This window comes from Shewanella sp. HL-SH2 (assembly GCF_051164935.1).
In the GTDB taxonomy this organism is placed as follows: Bacteria; Pseudomonadota; Gammaproteobacteria; order Enterobacterales; family Shewanellaceae; genus Shewanella; species Shewanella glacialimarina.
In genome coordinates this window covers 4,262,545-4,278,010 of the sequence record NZ_CP195035.1, presented here as the reverse complement: position 1 = coordinate 4,278,010, position 15,466 = coordinate 4,262,545, and the positions used below count along the sequence as shown (strand labels likewise).

The following is a 15,466-nucleotide window of genomic DNA, read 5'->3' as shown; positions in this document are numbered from 1 at the left end:
AGGCGACTTTTAAACTTTCGGCGACTTTATGGTCAAAGTCGCGGTCAATGACACCACTCAATGCCTGCTATTCCATTTTCCATTGACACGATTGAAGTTCAAGATAGGCAGTTAAATACGTACCTTGATAACCACTTTACGGACTTTTTGCGGCGTAGCAAACGTGCCTGGCATGTGCATATCACCAGGAAAGAAAATAGCAAACATACCGGTTTTTAAGGCAATAAATGCCGCATCTTGTTTATTTGATTCGAAGTCAAACTCGGCATAATCATGTTTGTCATAATACGGCTTAGACGGTGTTTGATCCGCTAACGGTAAATAACCAAACTCTTCTGCACCACTGACCACATATTGGACATCAATATATTGCTGATGTACTTCAAATGGCTCAATTTCTCTTGGTTTGGTTTCATAATCATTGACGATAACAAACAGGTTTTTACCGTCTAGTTCATAGTTACCAACAGCTTTGGCGGTAAAATCTGTTTCAGCTAAGTGTGCTAATGCCAAGGCTAAACGTGGATGCAGTTTTGTATATAGATGGCGATTTGCTAAAGTGTCAACAATCATAAGAGTTCCAATGAATAATTCAGCAGTGAAAGTGTCATAGTATGGCAATAATATCACTGTTTTAACTCTTCAAGTATTAGAGGATCAACATTTGTCAGCATTACGGCTTATTGCAGGTGAAACCGCTTTTAAACAGATAGAAGCGCAAGGTTTACAGCAAGGTATGTTTACCCAGCTATTAGCCGCTTCAGGCGGTCCTAAGTGGATTGGTATTGCAGGGTTAGACAAGTATATTTTTGGTGAGTTTTTTAAGAACCGTCAAGATCCGTTATATATGCTGGGAGCGTCTTCCGGTGCATGGCGTTTAGCATGTTTAGGACAAGACAACCCTTTAGCAGCCTATGAGCGATTAGAACATTTTTATATCACTCAGCGTTATGACGATGTGCCCACCAGAGAGCAAGTCACTCAACAAGTGCAGGGTGTGGTTGATGGTATTTTAGGTGATAAAGCGGGGACGGATATTATTGCTAACCCGATATTTCGGGATCATATTATTGCCTGTCGAGCCCGTCATGTGAATAGCAGCCAGTCTAAGGTTGGCATTGCCATTGGTTTGGCCTTAGCTGCGGCCAGTAATAGCGTTAACCGTAAAAGTATTGCATGGCATTTTGAACGTATTTTACTGAGCCATAAAGATGCCGCATCTCCGTTTGGGCGCTTAAAAGACCTACCAACCAAGCAAATGGCACTGACTGAAAATAATATTCGCCAGGCACTGCTCGCCACCGGTTCAATTCCATTATTACTTGATCCAGTGCGCGACATTGATGGTCTGCCAAAAGGTAAGTATTACGATGGTGGCATTACCGATTATCATTTTGATTTACCCCTACCCAAAGAAAGTGGCTTAACCTTATATCCACATTTTTACCCGCATATGAGCCCTGGTTGGTTTGATAAGTCACTGATATGGCGTAAGGCCCGCAGTAATTATCACAACGCGCTCATTCTGGCGCCATCGGCTGAATTTATTGCCTCGCTACCCTATGGAAAAATTCCAGATCGTGAAGATTTTAAGCATCTTGATACCCAATCTCGGATTGATTATTGGCAAACAAGTATTAAACAGAGCCAAAAGTTAGCTGATGAGTTAGCAACTATTGTGGCCAATGGTACCGTAATGGATCATCTTGAGGCTTGGTAAATTACTGGTATTGTGGAACAAAGTAAGTTGCATTTTCAGTCGTACATTAGCATTAATTTATCTTAATTTACTGTTGGTTTTTTCATCGTTGACTACACTGATATGGAGCAGCATCTTATTGATGCTCGCTTTTTTGGTGCTTCACCTTGATGGTGTTGGAGGCGAAAATGCAAACACGTGAAATGGCTTTACTGATACAAGATGCGGTGTTGTTGCCAAATGGCCGGCTCGAGTTTAGGGTTGCTTTTCCTGCTGAATTGGCGCTGGTGGCATCAGTGCTTAAAGGTGAATACGGTTTAGCCATGGCAGCGCTAAAGGCTAAAAGTGAACTTCCCTGTTATCGCAGTATTACCGAGTGTGAAATTATCGACTTTCACCAACTAGAAGATAAGTCGCTAAGTATTGTGTTAGAGGGTAAGCAACGCTTAAAAGTATTATCGGCAGCTAAACAGCACAATGGCGTATGGATAGCACGGACTCTTCCTTGTCAGAATTGGCGCCATGAGCCGATAGTGGGTAAGTTTGAAATTATCAGCGCAGCGCTTGAACAGTTTTATGAAGTTAACCCTGATTTACTTGGTTTGTATTCACAAATTCATTTAGAAGATGCGACCTGGGTGAGTCAGCGTTGGTTAGAGGTTTTGCCCATGTATAGTCGTGATAAGTTACGTTTGGTGGATCAGCCCAATTGTCACAAAACCATGGACTTTGTCCTGCAATTACTAAAATCCCATGTTGATGTATAACCTGATAATATAAGGGTATCTATTCGGTACCCTGATAATTTTTATGTCGAAATCTACTCACGAGTCACTTTTACCTACTGGCGCTATTGCGGCGCAGCCATCCTATGTTGTCTTACCTCGCACGAGTGAATCCTCTACAGTTTATCCAACAGTGTTGGCTTTTTTAATTGATAAGTTTCCACAAATATCACCCTCAGCGTGGGATCAACGGATTAAAGAGGGCAAAGTACATTGGCAAGATGGCCAATTAATTGATTGCCAAAGTGAATATGCCGCAACCAAACGGGTTTATTATTATCGTGAAGTTGCAGTTGAAAAAAAAGTGCCTTTTACCGAGCAAATTCTTTATCAAGATGATCATAAAATCATTGTCTATAAACCGCATTTTTTACCGGTTACCCCTGGTGGTAATTATGTGAATGAATGCTTAGTACACCGTTTACGTATTCGCACTGGAATAGACACAATAGCTCCAGCTCATCGGCTTGATAAAGACACCGCTGGCGTGATGTTGATGACGGTAAATCCTGAGACTCGACATGCTTATCATCAACTTTTTCTCGATGATAAAATTAAAAAAACCTACCAAGCAGTGGCCGAGTTACCACAAGACTTCGCCTTAAATCAGATGATGTTGCCATATCATTGGACCATTAAGAATCGGCTAGAACGTGGAACACCTAGTTTTACCATGCAGATTGTTGACGGGCCTAGTAATAGTCATTCTGAGATTACATTGCTCAAAATTAACAATAACCTAGGACTTTTTGAACTGGAACCCGTTACCGGTAAAACCCACCAGTTACGGGTACACATGCAGAGTTTAGGCATGCCTTTATTACATGACCGTTTTTATCCCAGACTGCAGGCTAAAGACGATGATGATTTTGACAAACCATTACAGTTATTAGCGCAGCGTTTGCAGTTTGTTGACCCAATCACTAATGAAGTTAATGATTGGTGCAGTGAAGGACTCACTATGTGATTTAAGCTATGTTAACAAAGGTTTTTAAAGACTATTTAATGACTTTACCGTTAATAGTAGCGCACTTAACGAACACAATATTAAGGTGGCTTTGCGGGTTTTGTTTTTATCGACTTTGCCGACAATGCGCCCTGCTATAACATAGCCTGCGAATACCGATGGAAGCAGCATTAAAGAAAGCCAAATGTGCTTCACTTCAACTAAACCTACAATGGCTAAAATAGCCAGTGCAATCATTGAGCTAAAGATAAAAAAGGCTGATAGTGCCGCCCTAAATTGGCTGGCATCTTTTCCGGCCAGCAAAATAGCCATTGGCGGTCCACCAATGGCGGCAATGTTGCCAAAAATACCTGAGACAATACCCGCAATAAATAAGGTTATCCGATTCACAGGTGCGGACAATTTAAAAACACTCAATAAAACCGCTGTAAATACAATACCCGCAATAGCGAGTCCTAATATGGGTTGGGGGGCGAGCAATAGTAAGCTTGCGCCCAAAAAACCACCCGGAATTCTGCCAAGTAACGCATATTGCAATCCATTAAATTCTAAATGGCTACGCTCTCTGAATAAGGTCATTAGTGAAATTGCAAACCCCATCACAATCACTGGAACGGGCACTAACTGTGGGTCGATAATATACAGTAAGGGACTGGCGACTACGGCTAAACCGAAACCGATTAAGCTTTGGGTTAATGCGCCGCAAAAAATAATAACTGAGGCGAGTAATAACGTGGTGGGATCAATGAATGGCATGCAATGACTCTTAGTAACTAACGTTTTTCAACACAAGCATTTGTATATTGATTGATATCAATTGTTTGATCGTGTCTAAAAACAAAATTCCATCAAGATAACTACCCTGACTAAGCAGGATATTCATCTTGATGGAATGAATAGCAGATGTGAAATGACTTAAAAGTGATTAATTACTCTAAGTCTTCCCATTCAATACCCATTTGGTCCATCAATGCTTTCGCTTCACGCGGAATGCTGTCAGGCTCATCTTTTGATAAGTCATGATCATCGGGCAATGGTTGACCCGTGTAAGCATGTAAAAAAGCTTCGCAAAGTAATTCACTATTTGTCGCGTGACGTAAATTATTTACCTGGCGACGAGTGCGCTCATCGGTCAGTACTTTCAATACTTTTAACGGAATTGAAACTGTGATTTTTTTTACTTGTTCATTCTTCTTGCCGTGTTCGGCATATGGGCTAATATAGTCGCCATTCCACTCAGTCATTAACTCACCCTTTACTTTAAATACGGTGCAGATTTTAAACCCTTAAAGTTTCTAGTCAAATTATTGCTGTGTTTTAGTGCACATTGCAAATAGATTTCTTTATGTTTAGACGTCTAAACGTCTATTTTTGTTGACCTGAGCTGCTCAGTTAGGTAAATTTAGCCATCTAGACATCTCTTTGTGTGTTCGTAATGTTAGGAATCAATCATGACCAAGTCTTGTAAACAACATAGCAATGCTACTGTCGCCGTCCGACAGGGGATTGAAAGTGACACACAACATGGTGCAGTTGTCCCGCCAATTTATTTATCGACCAATTATTCTTTTGATGGCCATAAAAATCCGCGTGAGTTTGATTACAGCCGTTCAGGCAATCCAACACGTTGTATTTTAGGCGAAGCCTTAGCCAAATTAGAGCAAGGGGCTACCGGAGTGATAACCTGTACTGGCATGGCTGCCATTACGCTAGTGACCCATTTATTAGGCCCAGACGATTTATTGGTTGTGCCACATGATTGCTATGGAGGTAGTTACCGTTTATTTACTAACTTGGCCAAAAAAGGTCAGTTTAAATTGGCCGTCGTTGATCAAACCAACGCGGCAGCATTAGCGGAAGCCATTGCCAAAAAGCCTAAAATGGTGTGGTTAGAAACCCCGTCCAATCCATTACTGCGTGTGGTTGATATTGCCGCCATTGCTACTGCAGCAAAAGAAGTTGGCGCATTGGTTACCGTGGATAACACCTTTTTATCACCTATTTTGCAGCAGCCTTTAAATTTAGGGGCTGATATCGTTATCCATTCCACGACCAAATATATCAATGGTCACAGTGATGTGGTTGGCGGCGCTGTTGTAGCTAAAGATCCAGACATCGGCGAGTTACTGCATTGGTGGTCAAACACCTTAGGCTTAACGGGATCAGCGTTTGACAGTTACCTTACTCTGCGTGGTATTCGTACTTTAGCAGTGCGAATTCGTGAACATCAAGCCAATGCCAAACAGATAGTTGATGCGCTATGTCAAAGCCCTGTGGTCGCAAAAGTATATTATCCAGGATTAACGGATCATCCTGGACACGAAATTGCGAAAAAACAGCAAAAAGGCTTTGGCGCTATGCTCAGTTTCGAGCTGAAAGGTGGTGAAGCAGAGGTTGTAGCATTCTTAGATGCGTTAACCTTGTTCAGTGTTGCTGAAAGTTTAGGCGGAGTGGAAAGTTTAATAGCCGTTCCTGCGACTATGACCCATAGAGCAATGGATGCCCAAGCCCGTTTTGAGGCTGGCGTTAAAGATACATTATTGAGACTATCTGTTGGTATTGAAGATGGTGAAGATTTAGTGGCAGATATTAAAGCCGCATTAGCTGCAGTCGCAGCGCTGTAGTTGTCGTTTAAGGAGTAATACATGGCGCGTGGTCATTTACATAAATTTGGTGGTTCAAGTCTTGCAGATGCGGATTGTTATCGCCGAGTCGCCCACATTTTACTGACCCATGGTCACAGCGATGACTTAATTGTTGTTTCAGCGGCAGGTAAAAGTACCAACTTTTTATATAAGCTGCTCAATTTGCGTGAAACCGGTCAGCTATGGCAAGAAGAGCTACAAGTATTAATCGGCTATCAGCAAACCTTAATCGAACAATTATTATCTAATGAGCAAGCACGTGATTTACGTGAGCGCTTGTCGACCGACAAGTCACAATTGATTAGCTTATTATCACTTGAACAGCGCAATGAATATCAAATTAGCCATGTGGTGAGTTTTGGTGAACGTTGGTCAGCAAGATTAATGGCGGCGTTATTACGTGAATCTGGTGTAGCGTCATCCCATGTAGACGCTTGTTCAATACTTGTCGCTGACGAAGGTGCTGTGCCTAATATTCGGGTAGAAGAGTCGCGAGCCAAAGTGCAGGCTTTATTAGCGGCTCATCCTAATGAGCGTTTAGTCATTACAGGGTTTATTTGTGCTAATAGTCAGGGTGAAACACTATTGCTTGGGCGAAATGGTTCTGATTTTAGCGCGACATTAATTGCCAGCTTGGCTGATATTGATCGGGTAACAATTTGGACCGATGTTGAAGGGGTATTTAATGCTGACCCGAATAAAATTAATGATGCCAAACTGCTAAAAAGTATGTCTTTGGCTGAAGCCGATCGATTAGCTAGACTGGGCTCTCCAGTATTGCATTCACGTACATTACAGCCTTTGTTCAATACCGAAGTGAGTTTAGCCGTACGCTCAAGCTATGCCTCTCACACTGATTTTACTTTGATTGCCCCCCATAGTTCGTCAGCTAGTGCGCCTGTAGTAACCAGTTTAAATGAAGTGGTGTTATTTAGTTTTAAAGCCGCCGCAGCGATAGGGCCTTTGTTAACATTACTGACCGAAGCGGGCTTAACGCCATTGGCTTATTGGTCATTGGCGCAACATAAGTATGAATTAGCCTTTACATTAGAAAGGCAAAAGCAAGTGCAGTCTTTATTAGTGTCCCAAACTGCTGAGTTTGGTATTACGCAATTGCAGGCGCAATGCGACTTGGGGCTAGTGGCTTTGGTCAGTGCCGATGCAGAATTGTATCGTAAAAGCTTTGCCCGTTTGTTAAGTCGCGATGCCAAACCTGTTTATCAAGATGGCTTAAGCCTAGTGACATTAGTACCACAGGGACAGGTTAGCTTACTGACTCAAAAAATACATCGCCGCTGTGCCGGCCCAAGAATGCGCATAGGCGTACTGCTGCTAGGTATAGGCAATATTGGTGAGGCGTGGATAGATTTATTTAAACGTGCTCGTTTTGGGCTAAATAAAGACTTAGAAGCCACAGTCGAATTAGTCGGTTTGGTGAGTTCTAAAAAGGCTTTTGTTGATAACGCTGGGGTTAATTTAGACAGCTGGCAGCAACAATATGAGCAACAAGGTACAGAATGGACCTATGACAGTTTGTTTGACCAATTAGAGCAACTGTCTTGCGATGAGATAGTCGCGCTTGATATCAGTGCCAGTGCCACCTTGACCTTACAATACCCACAATTGTTTGCTAAAGGTATTCATGTGGTCAGTGCTAATAAATTGGCGGGTTCAGGACCATTGCCTTTTTATCGAGAGCTAAAGCAGCAACTGTGTAATCGACGTTTATTTTGGCGCTATAACGCCAGTTGTGGTGCTGGGTTGCCTATTCAGCATGCGTTAAATGACTTACGTAATAGCGGTGACACGATTGAAGCGGTTGGCGGCATTTTTTCAGGTACTTTATGTTGGTTATTTGAAAACTATGATGGCAGTAAACCATTTTCTCAATTAGTGCTTGAGGCGAAAGAGCTGGGGATTACAGAACCTGATCCCCGTGATGATTTATCGGGTCGAGATATGCAACGAAAATTGCTTATTTTAGCGCGTGAAATTGGTTTAGCCATTGAGTTAGAAGACATTACTCTAAACTCATTAGTGCCTGAAGCATTGGCTAAATTAACATTAGCAGACTTTTTAAAGCGCATTAATGAGCTTGATGCTGAAATGTTGCAGCAATTTGTGGCCGCCGCAGAGCAAAATAAAGTGCTACGTTATGTGGCGGCATTAGATAAAGTGGGTGGCAAATTGAAAGCGGAAGTGGGCATTCAATGGGTAGACCGTAATCATCCCTATGCCAATTTAACGCCCGGCGACAATGTGTTTGTTATCCGCAGTGCATTTTATCAAGGTAATCCGCTGATTATACGTGGCCCAGGCGCGGGTAGAGAAGTCACCGCGGCAGCTGTTCAATCTGATCTAGTGCATATTTGTCGCGATTTATTGCAAGAATAATAACTTTGCTTTGACGACAACCCAGTTCAATTAAGCAAGACTCTTTTGAGTCTTGCTTTTTTTTCATCTTCAAATTGAACATTCTTCATCGTGGTTATACGTATTCAATGAATATTTATTCTTGACTTCATGGTCAGTTAAATTACTATATAGACATATGGACGTCTAAACGTCCATTATAAAGTCGCAGTAAAGTAATAGACAGTCATCATCCGAGTATTAAATCCATCGATGTTCGCATCGAAGCAGTTGAAGGAAATATAAAATGGCTTTTCATCACGCCCAGCACTCACAGTCGTTAAATCAGAGCCTATCTGAGTTAAGTGATATCAAAGTGTCATTTGAATTTTTTCCACCTTCAACACCAGAAATGGAAACCATTCTGTGGAATTCTATTCGTCGTTTAGAACCATTAAACCCTAAATTTGTATCGGTAACCTACGGTGCTAATTCAGGCGTGCGCGACCGCACTCACAGTGTTATTGAGCGTATTCAAAGTGAAACTAATTTAATTGCAGCACCGCATTTAACCTTAGTGGATGCCAGCGATGAAGAGCTGATTGAACTTGCCAAACATTATTGGAATTCAGGCATTAAAGATATTGTCGCACTGCGTGGTGACTTACCCGATGGCAGCCCAAAGCCGACTCGTTTTGCTAATGATTTAGTGCGTTTACTTCGCTCAGTTGCTGATTTTGATATTTCGGTAGCGGCTTACCCAGAAGTGCATCCGGATGCGCGCAATGCTCAAGCTGATTTAATTCACCTAAAGAAGAAAATTGATGCCGGAGCAAACCGCGCAATTACTCAGTTTTTCTTTGATGTAGAGTCGTATCTTCGTTTTCGCGACCGCTGTGTTACAGCGGGTATTGATGTTGAAATCGTGCCAGGTATTTTACCGGTAACTAACTTTAAGCAAACTAAGCGTTTTGCGGATATGACTAATGTGGCTATTCCTGCATGGTTACACCGTCAGTTTGAAGGTTTAGATGATGACCCTGCCACGCGTCAATTAGTGGGTGCAAACGTGGCCATTGATACCGTAAAAGTATTAGCCCGTGAAGGGGTGAAAGACTTCCACTTTTATACTTTAAACCGTGCCGAATTGACTTATGCTATTTGCCATACCTTAGGCGTGCGCCCTAAGTAACTTCACTTGAGTTAATGACAGAATCGTTAAACTTATTAAGCCTTCGTTGTAATAGCAACGGAGGCTTATTAGTATTTAACCTCAGCGCAAAATTCAATTTTTCTGTAAGCAATTGAATATTATATTTTTTAATATCGCTTATTCATCTCTTAACCCGAGTTGAGATGACTTATTAAAAATGGATGAAAAATAGTCGGTGTTAATAGGTTAAATAATCATCTATAGTTTGTCCGATGAATATAGATACGGACTTCTTAAGGGCGAGATGATGAATAAAATAATAATCGCTGCAACATTCGTGAGCAGTATGGTAAGTCTACATGTGAGCGCATCCATTCCAGAGTCTTCACCCAAAGAGTTACTACAGACTGTGCCCGTTCCGGCGCAGGTATGTGTGAGTTGTCATGGTGCTCAAGGGCAGGGACTTGATGTTGCAGGACCTAAATTAGCTGGTTTATCAGCATCCTACATGGTTAAACAGATCAAGTTGTTTCAAGTTGGGCAACGGCAAAATGCACTAATGCAGCCTATGGCGATGACGGTACAAGGAGATAATATTCAAGTAGCCGCTGACTACTTTGCCTCTCAAGCCGTCGATGACATTACGCTGCGATACCGTGGTGATAAAGTGGCGATTGCAGATCCCGCCGAAAAACTCGCTTATCAAGGAGATTGGGCGCGCGATATTCCCGCCTGCTTTACTTGTCATGGTCCTTCTGCGATAGGTGCTGAGCAATTTCCGCGTTTAGCTGGCCAACAAGCCAGTTATATTAAAAGCCAGCTTGAAGCTTGGCAAAAAGGCACCCGCAAAGGCGATGCCGATAATATGATGGGTAATGTTGCCAGTAAATTAACCGCAATCGAAATTGACAAACTTGCCCACTATTTTGCATCGCTTAAGTAAGGACACTCCATGAAATTCCAATTAAACATCATCTTAGGCGCAGCAGTATTGTTTAGCTTGAATATGAATGCTGCTGTTATTGCTACAGAGCTACCTGATCGTCAACAAGCTTTACCTTCAGTGCCTAAAGCTGAACAAACCTACCTTCAGCCAGCGGCATTGTCAGATATTCCAATAGGTGAGTTTGGCGATAAAGTTCGCTTAGGTTATCAATTATTTGTTAATACCCAGCAACTACGTGACAAGTATGTCGGCAACCAGCTTAATTGTGTTAATTGTCACCTCAATGCGGGCAATAAAGCCAATGCCTCACCTTTGTGGGGAGCATATTTTGCTTATCCGGCTTATCGTAAGAAAAACGACAAAGTTAATAGCTTTGAAGAACGCTTGCAAGGTTGTTTCACTTATTCGATGAACGGCAAAGCACCAGAGTCGGGCAGTAAAGAGTTAGTGGCGCTATCTGCTTATTCATATTGGTTGGGCATGTCTGGTTTGATGCTGCAGCACAATGTTGCAGGCCCCGTGCCGGAATTAAGTGATGTTGAATTAATTAAAGGTGCGCGTCATGATGATTTCGTTATGCCAATAGCGGTGACTATCCATTTAGATGAAGATGCATTGGCACAATTACCTGGTCGCGGTTACCCTGCCGTACCTAAAGCCGAACAAGCTTATTCTCCTGAACGCGGTTTAGTGGTATATCAAGCGCATTGTCAATCTTGCCACGGGCAAGATGGTCAAGGTCAAATCATTGCCGGTGTAGCTGCTCTGCCACCAGTATGGGGAGCACAAAGTTTTAATTGGGGCGCAGGCATGCACAGAGTCAATACCGCGGCAGATTTTATCTATGAGAACATGCCTTTGGGTAAAAGTGTCCAACTGACTCCTCAACAAGCTTGGGACGTCGCGGCTTATATTAATTCGCAAGATCGCCCTCAAGACCCTAGATTTAAAGGCAATGTGGTTGAAACACAAAGCCAATATCATCAGCATGATGGTTTTTACGGTCAAAGTGTTGCAGGAACAGTATTAGGCAGTACTTCTTCTGCTAATTTTCCAAAAAAATAGTGTATAACTGACATCGTTCTAATTTGAAGTGATTGAGCTGGGCGATGTCAGTTTTCAGCAGCTATCGATTAATATTCAGCATTTAATAACAACTAGCAAAGGTATGACTTTGTCTGCAAAAAACTGCCCCATCTGTGATCAAATGAACCAATGTGTGATGGCCAGTGGGCAAGATGTTTTAACTTGTTGGTGTGTATTGTCAGATTATTCAGCGGTCGAACTGATCAAGCGCTATCAGCTAGCGTATCCTCAAGCCAGCATTAATGCGCAGCAATGTGTCTGTCAATCCTGTTTAGCCCAAATGGCACGCATGTCTTTACCTGCCTTACCCGTAGTACAAATTTTTAAGCCTTCGACATCGTGAATCAAACACCTATTTTTAGTTGCTAGATTGTTGCAAAAAATACACTAATCAAGGTACTCTAAAAAATTGCTGAAAATAATGCTTCGAGTTCGATAAATTTCAGCATTGATAAAACATAAATAACAATAAACATAATAATTTAGTTAATCATGGGATATTAAATGGAAGCGGTCACACTTTTAGTAAGTAATATTAACAGCATCGTTTGGGGTGTTCCCATGCTGGTGATGATATTAGGCGTAGGGTTATTTTTATCTATTGGTTTGAAATTTATGCCAATTTTAAAATTAGGCACAGGTTTTAAATTATTATGGTCAGGGAGAACTGTCACTGATGAAAGCGAAAAAGGTGATGTAAGCCCTTTTAATGCTTTGATGACCTCGCTTTCAGCAACCATAGGTACAGGCAATATTGCCGGTGTTGCCACTGCAATTGTCATAGGTGGTCCAGGCGCCTTGTTTTGGATGTGGTGTACTGCATTAGTAGGCATGGCAACCAAATTTGCAGAAGCGGTATTAGCAGTTAAATTTCGTGAAACCGACAGCAATGGCGATCATGTTGGCGGCCCTATGTATTACATCAAAAATGGCTTAGGCAAAAAATGGGCCTGGTTAGGCACAGCCTTTGCGTTTTTTGGTATGTTTGCAGGGTTCGGTATTGGTAATACTGTGCAATCAAATTCGGTAGCAGACGCATTAAGCAGTAACTTTGGTGTACCAAGTTGGATTACCGGTGTGGTGCTAATGGTATTAGTTGGTGCTGTGTTGATGGGCGGTATTAAACGCATTGCAGAAGTTGCCGGTAAACTTGTGCCATTAATGACGGTGTTTTATATCACTGCCGGACTAGCTGTATTAGTGGTGTATATTGATCAAGTACCAGCAGCGTTCGAGCTTATCGTTCACAGTGCATTCAACCCTGTTGCGGCACAAGGTGGATTTGCTGGCGCTGCAGTATGGGCGGCAATTCGTTTTGGTGTGGCCCGTGGTATATTCTCAAATGAAGCAGGCTTAGGCAGTGCGCCAATTGCCCACGCAGCAGCAAAAACTAACAACCCAGTTAAGCAAGGCTTAGTGGCAATGTTAGGTACGTTTATCGACACTATCATTGTTTGTTCTATCACCGGCTTGGCTATTGTTGTTACTGGCTCGTGGACATCGGGTGAAAATGGGGCGGCATTGACCTCGCTGGCATTCTCCCATGCCTTGCCTTTGGGAAATTACATTGTGGCAATTGCACTGGCTATATTTGCATTTACCACCATTTTAGGCTGGAGTTTTTACAGTGAGAAGTGCGTGCAGTACTTATTTGGTGATAAAGCGGTTAAGCCATTCCGCTTAATATTCACCTTAGTCGTACCGATTGGTGCGATTAGTTCATTAGAGTTTATTTGGCTATTAGCTGATACGTTAAATGCGATGATGGCGCTGCCAAACTTGATCGCATTGATGTTATTAAGCCCGGTAGTGTTTGGCTTAACACGTGAGTATTTTGCGAAACAAAAAGCGCTTAAAAAAGCGTTATAAGGTTAAAGCACACCCAGTGCGCGTTAATTAGGATCACATATAATAAGGATGTTGCAATGCCAGCTTTTATGGTTTTAATGTTAATGCTTATGGCGTCATTGTTACTGCAAGGATGCTCATCAATTAAATTTAATACTAATGTATTTGATGTTGGTGAACAAAACATCAGGGCTAATGATGTTGATGTCTATAGCCAGCAATACGTCTTTAATCGTCAATACAAAGACCTAGGTAATGTCGACGCGTCATATTGTCAACAGGATAGACCGACTGATTTAAATAAGACGGCGCCCAGTGATGAGTCATTGATAAAGTCTTTGAAAGCACAAGTCCAGCGAAGAGGTGCAAATGCCTTGGTAGTGCACGAGTGTAAACGCTCAAGCTATGGACAATGTAGCTTATTGATTGAGTGTCGAGGGACTGGATATCTTATTGATTGATAGGACATGAAATAAAATAAGGGCAACTATGGTTGCCCTTATTTATGGATTTTAATCCGAGTTATTATCAAATTCTGAATCATCAAATAAGTCTGCTTCTGGGGTTTTGATGGTGACCTTATCAAAAGAGCGCGCAAAGTGGCGTTGCACTCCTTTTAAATCAATATTGCCAATACCTGAAGCAAATCCAAACCATGCATATAGACCACTAATGTCTGCAAACATAGGTGGAAGATACTTGGGCCCAGCAATCACACCTTCTTGATAAGCTTGATAGAGATCAGGAATATCTTCGATAGCCAGTTTACCTAAAAACAGCATAGGGATAAGTTCAGGTAAACCAGTGCTAATAGCACTGCGAATAAAGTTGATGTTTTCAACATAGCCGCGGACATAGGAAATATCTTTGGTAAAGAAACTGCCGCCTTGGACCATGCCACCACGAAATACACGCTGGGTGACTCGGTAACTGTCTTTTGAGCTTAAGTGTAGGTTTCTGAAATATCGATACACTTCGATGAAGTCCGCCCCTTGCTCCGCCATATCAACGGCTGACACCCTATCACTGATACGTCTAGCTCTTCCGGGGTTAGAGCTAAGGGTTAACATCTCCATTAATACCGCTAGACCTTCCTGTGAAGCGGTAACCCGCGGAGAACCAACACTTAACCATGTAGCATGCGGTTGGGCTCGTCCATTGAGTGTGGTGCCCACATGCACCCAACCTTCATGTACTTCATACACATTCATATCTGATTCACTGAACATGGCGCGAGTGTTTATTTTAACCGTGTCACCGCCGACCGCCGCATCTGACACAATACCATCGCTGAGTTTTACGTATATTTTATCATCATGAAAATAGTTAACCAGTCGCTGACTCAGTTGGTTTACGGCCTCTGGTGCGGTGATGATTTTAGGATGTTGTTTACTCATATGCCTTGCAGCGGGTAATGAGAAAATATGACTTAGCCTGTCACCTAGCTGGCGTAATGTATGGCGATCGCCGTGTAATTTATGACTAGCACTGCCATAAAGTTCTTGGCTGAGTTTGCCAAACATGGGTTTACCACGATTATTGAGCATGTCGATCACAATGCGATATTGGTCAACATTGGCAATGAGTATTTTACCTAGTTTATCTTTCTTACCTAAGCCCTTTTCAATCGCAGAGCGAAGACTTTTCAAGTCTTGCTGGGTTTTACCGGTATTGAAAGACACGGGAATTGAATCGTAAAAGTCAGTGCTTATTTCTGGTAGTACTTTAGTTTGTTTGGCTAAAAATTTGTCTTCGATTTCACGTGGCCATTTAATGGTGTCGAGGATTTTAATCGGTGCTTGTATACGGATTAATTCATCCGAAAAGCGGCGAATATCTTGTTGATAACGAATTAAAGCATCAGACATTGCATTACCTATGGTTTGATAAATCTGGGCAAAGTTAATCAATGTTCTCATTAATTGCTTTGATTCACCAATCGAAAATTTTCATCTGCCATGGATTATATCGGTGCAATTGCACTG

General features: G+C 42.1%; 15 protein-coding genes. 11 read left to right on the top strand and 4 right to left on the bottom strand.

Annotated features, from left to right (window positions below):
* Window positions 1–111: 111 nt before the first annotated feature.
* Window positions 112–573: a YhcH/YjgK/YiaL family protein gene (locus ACRWP9_RS18825; protein ID WP_434927259.1), complete on the bottom strand. Its 462-nt coding sequence runs from the start codon at window positions 571–573 to the stop codon at window positions 112–114.
* A gap of 91 nt (window positions 574–664) precedes the next feature.
* Here ACRWP9_RS18825 and ACRWP9_RS18820 point away from each other — a divergent pair, with 91 nt between their 5' ends.
* The 3 genes from ACRWP9_RS18820 to ACRWP9_RS18810 all read left to right on the top strand — a co-directional run bounded on the left by ACRWP9_RS18820 (window position 665) and on the right by ACRWP9_RS18810 (window position 3,451).
* Window positions 665–1,720 carry an alpha/beta hydrolase gene (locus ACRWP9_RS18820; RefSeq protein WP_434927258.1) on the top strand — a complete coding sequence of 352 codons (1,056 nt, stop codon included), beginning with the start codon at window positions 665–667 and terminating at the stop codon, window positions 1,718–1,720.
* Between the two features lie 167 nt (window positions 1,721–1,887).
* Entirely contained in the window at window positions 1,888–2,466 is a 579-nt protein-coding gene (locus ACRWP9_RS18815; protein ID WP_434927257.1) for an LON peptidase substrate-binding domain-containing protein, read from the top strand.
* A 43-nt stretch (window positions 2,467–2,509) separates the two neighbouring features.
* Complete coding sequence (locus tag ACRWP9_RS18810) at window positions 2,510–3,451, top strand: pseudouridine synthase (protein WP_434927256.1); 942 nt, start codon at window positions 2,510–2,512, stop codon at window positions 3,449–3,451.
* A gap of 24 nt (window positions 3,452–3,475) precedes the next feature.
* Here ACRWP9_RS18810 and ACRWP9_RS18805 read toward each other — a convergent pair whose 3' ends face one another.
* Both ACRWP9_RS18805 and metJ read right to left on the bottom strand, forming a co-directional pair.
* The gene (locus tag ACRWP9_RS18805) at window positions 3,476–4,207 is read right to left on the bottom strand and encodes a sulfite exporter TauE/SafE family protein (RefSeq protein ID WP_434927255.1); all 732 of its coding nucleotides are present in this window, start codon (window positions 4,205–4,207) and stop codon (window positions 3,476–3,478) included.
* Window positions 4,208–4,380: 173 nt separating this feature from the next.
* Window positions 4,381–4,695: a met regulon transcriptional regulator MetJ gene (gene metJ / locus ACRWP9_RS18800; RefSeq protein WP_188840950.1), complete on the bottom strand. Its 315-nt coding sequence runs from the start codon at window positions 4,693–4,695 to the stop codon at window positions 4,381–4,383.
* A gap of 207 nt (window positions 4,696–4,902) precedes the next feature.
* Between metJ and metB the strand changes: the two genes are divergently transcribed.
* The 8 genes from metB to ACRWP9_RS18760 all read left to right on the top strand — a co-directional run bounded on the left by metB (window position 4,903) and on the right by ACRWP9_RS18760 (window position 13,942).
* Window positions 4,903–6,075: a cystathionine gamma-synthase gene (gene metB / locus ACRWP9_RS18795; RefSeq protein ID WP_434927254.1), complete on the top strand. Its 1,173-nt coding sequence runs from the start codon at window positions 4,903–4,905 to the stop codon at window positions 6,073–6,075.
* Between the two features lie 21 nt (window positions 6,076–6,096).
* The gene (locus ACRWP9_RS18790) at window positions 6,097–8,490 is read left to right on the top strand and encodes a bifunctional aspartate kinase/homoserine dehydrogenase II (RefSeq protein WP_434927253.1); all 2,394 of its coding nucleotides are present in this window, start codon (window positions 6,097–6,099) and stop codon (window positions 8,488–8,490) included.
* A 265-nt stretch (window positions 8,491–8,755) separates the two neighbouring features.
* A complete protein-coding gene (gene metF, locus ACRWP9_RS18785) occupies window positions 8,756–9,640 on the top strand; it encodes a methylenetetrahydrofolate reductase (RefSeq protein WP_434927252.1) in 885 nt (294 codons plus the stop codon).
* A gap of 268 nt (window positions 9,641–9,908) precedes the next feature.
* Window positions 9,909–10,544, top strand: coding sequence for a c-type cytochrome (locus ACRWP9_RS18780; protein ID WP_434927251.1), 636 nt, complete (start codon window positions 9,909–9,911; stop codon window positions 10,542–10,544).
* A 9-nt stretch (window positions 10,545–10,553) separates the two neighbouring features.
* Window positions 10,554–11,612 carry a c-type cytochrome gene (locus tag ACRWP9_RS18775; protein WP_434927250.1) on the top strand — a complete coding sequence of 353 codons (1,059 nt, stop codon included), beginning with the start codon at window positions 10,554–10,556 and terminating at the stop codon, window positions 11,610–11,612.
* A 109-nt stretch (window positions 11,613–11,721) separates the two neighbouring features.
* A complete protein-coding gene (locus ACRWP9_RS18770) occupies window positions 11,722–11,976 on the top strand; it encodes a cysteine-rich CWC family protein (RefSeq protein ID WP_434927249.1) in 255 nt (84 codons plus the stop codon).
* Window positions 11,977–12,137: 161 nt separating this feature from the next.
* Entirely contained in the window at window positions 12,138–13,502 is a 1,365-nt protein-coding gene (locus tag ACRWP9_RS18765; RefSeq protein ID WP_434927248.1) for an alanine/glycine:cation symporter family protein, read from the top strand.
* 56 nt (window positions 13,503–13,558) lie between these two features.
* A complete protein-coding gene (locus ACRWP9_RS18760; RefSeq protein WP_434927247.1) occupies window positions 13,559–13,942 on the top strand; it encodes a hypothetical protein in 384 nt (127 codons plus the stop codon).
* Between the two features lie 51 nt (window positions 13,943–13,993).
* Here ACRWP9_RS18760 and ACRWP9_RS18755 read toward each other — a convergent pair whose 3' ends face one another.
* The gene (locus ACRWP9_RS18755; RefSeq protein ID WP_434929143.1) at window positions 13,994–15,349 is read right to left on the bottom strand and encodes a flavohemoglobin expression-modulating QEGLA motif protein; all 1,356 of its coding nucleotides are present in this window, start codon (window positions 15,347–15,349) and stop codon (window positions 13,994–13,996) included.
* Between the last annotated feature and the right edge of the window lie 117 nt (window positions 15,350–15,466).

Bases quoted from the DNA above. Each gene is read 5' to 3' on its own strand.
- metB (WP_434927254.1), top strand. From the start codon at position 4,903: ATGACCAAGTCTTGTAAACAACATAGCAATGCTACTGTCGCCGTCCGA.
- ACRWP9_RS18825 (WP_434927259.1), bottom strand. From the start codon at position 573: ATGATTGTTGACACTTTAGCAAATCGCCATCTATATACAAAACTGCAT.
- ACRWP9_RS18775 (WP_434927250.1), top strand. From the start codon at position 10,554: ATGAAATTCCAATTAAACATCATCTTAGGCGCAGCAGTATTGTTTAGC.
- metJ (WP_188840950.1), bottom strand. From the start codon at position 4,695: ATGACTGAGTGGAATGGCGACTATATTAGCCCATATGCCGAACACGGC.
- metF (WP_434927252.1), top strand. From the start codon at position 8,756: ATGGCTTTTCATCACGCCCAGCACTCACAGTCGTTAAATCAGAGCCTA.
- ACRWP9_RS18760 (WP_434927247.1), top strand. From the start codon at position 13,559: ATGCCAGCTTTTATGGTTTTAATGTTAATGCTTATGGCGTCATTGTTA.
- ACRWP9_RS18765 (WP_434927248.1), top strand. From the start codon at position 12,138: ATGGAAGCGGTCACACTTTTAGTAAGTAATATTAACAGCATCGTTTGG.
- ACRWP9_RS18815 (WP_434927257.1), top strand. From the start codon at position 1,888: ATGCAAACACGTGAAATGGCTTTACTGATACAAGATGCGGTGTTGTTG.
- ACRWP9_RS18790 (WP_434927253.1), top strand. From the start codon at position 6,097: ATGGCGCGTGGTCATTTACATAAATTTGGTGGTTCAAGTCTTGCAGAT.
- ACRWP9_RS18755 (WP_434929143.1), bottom strand. From the start codon at position 15,349: ATGTCTGATGCTTTAATTCGTTATCAACAAGATATTCGCCGCTTTTCG.
- ACRWP9_RS18805 (WP_434927255.1), bottom strand. From the start codon at position 4,207: ATGCCATTCATTGATCCCACCACGTTATTACTCGCCTCAGTTATTATT.
- ACRWP9_RS18810 (WP_434927256.1), top strand. From the start codon at position 2,510: ATGTCGAAATCTACTCACGAGTCACTTTTACCTACTGGCGCTATTGCG.
- ACRWP9_RS18780 (WP_434927251.1), top strand. From the start codon at position 9,909: ATGAATAAAATAATAATCGCTGCAACATTCGTGAGCAGTATGGTAAGT.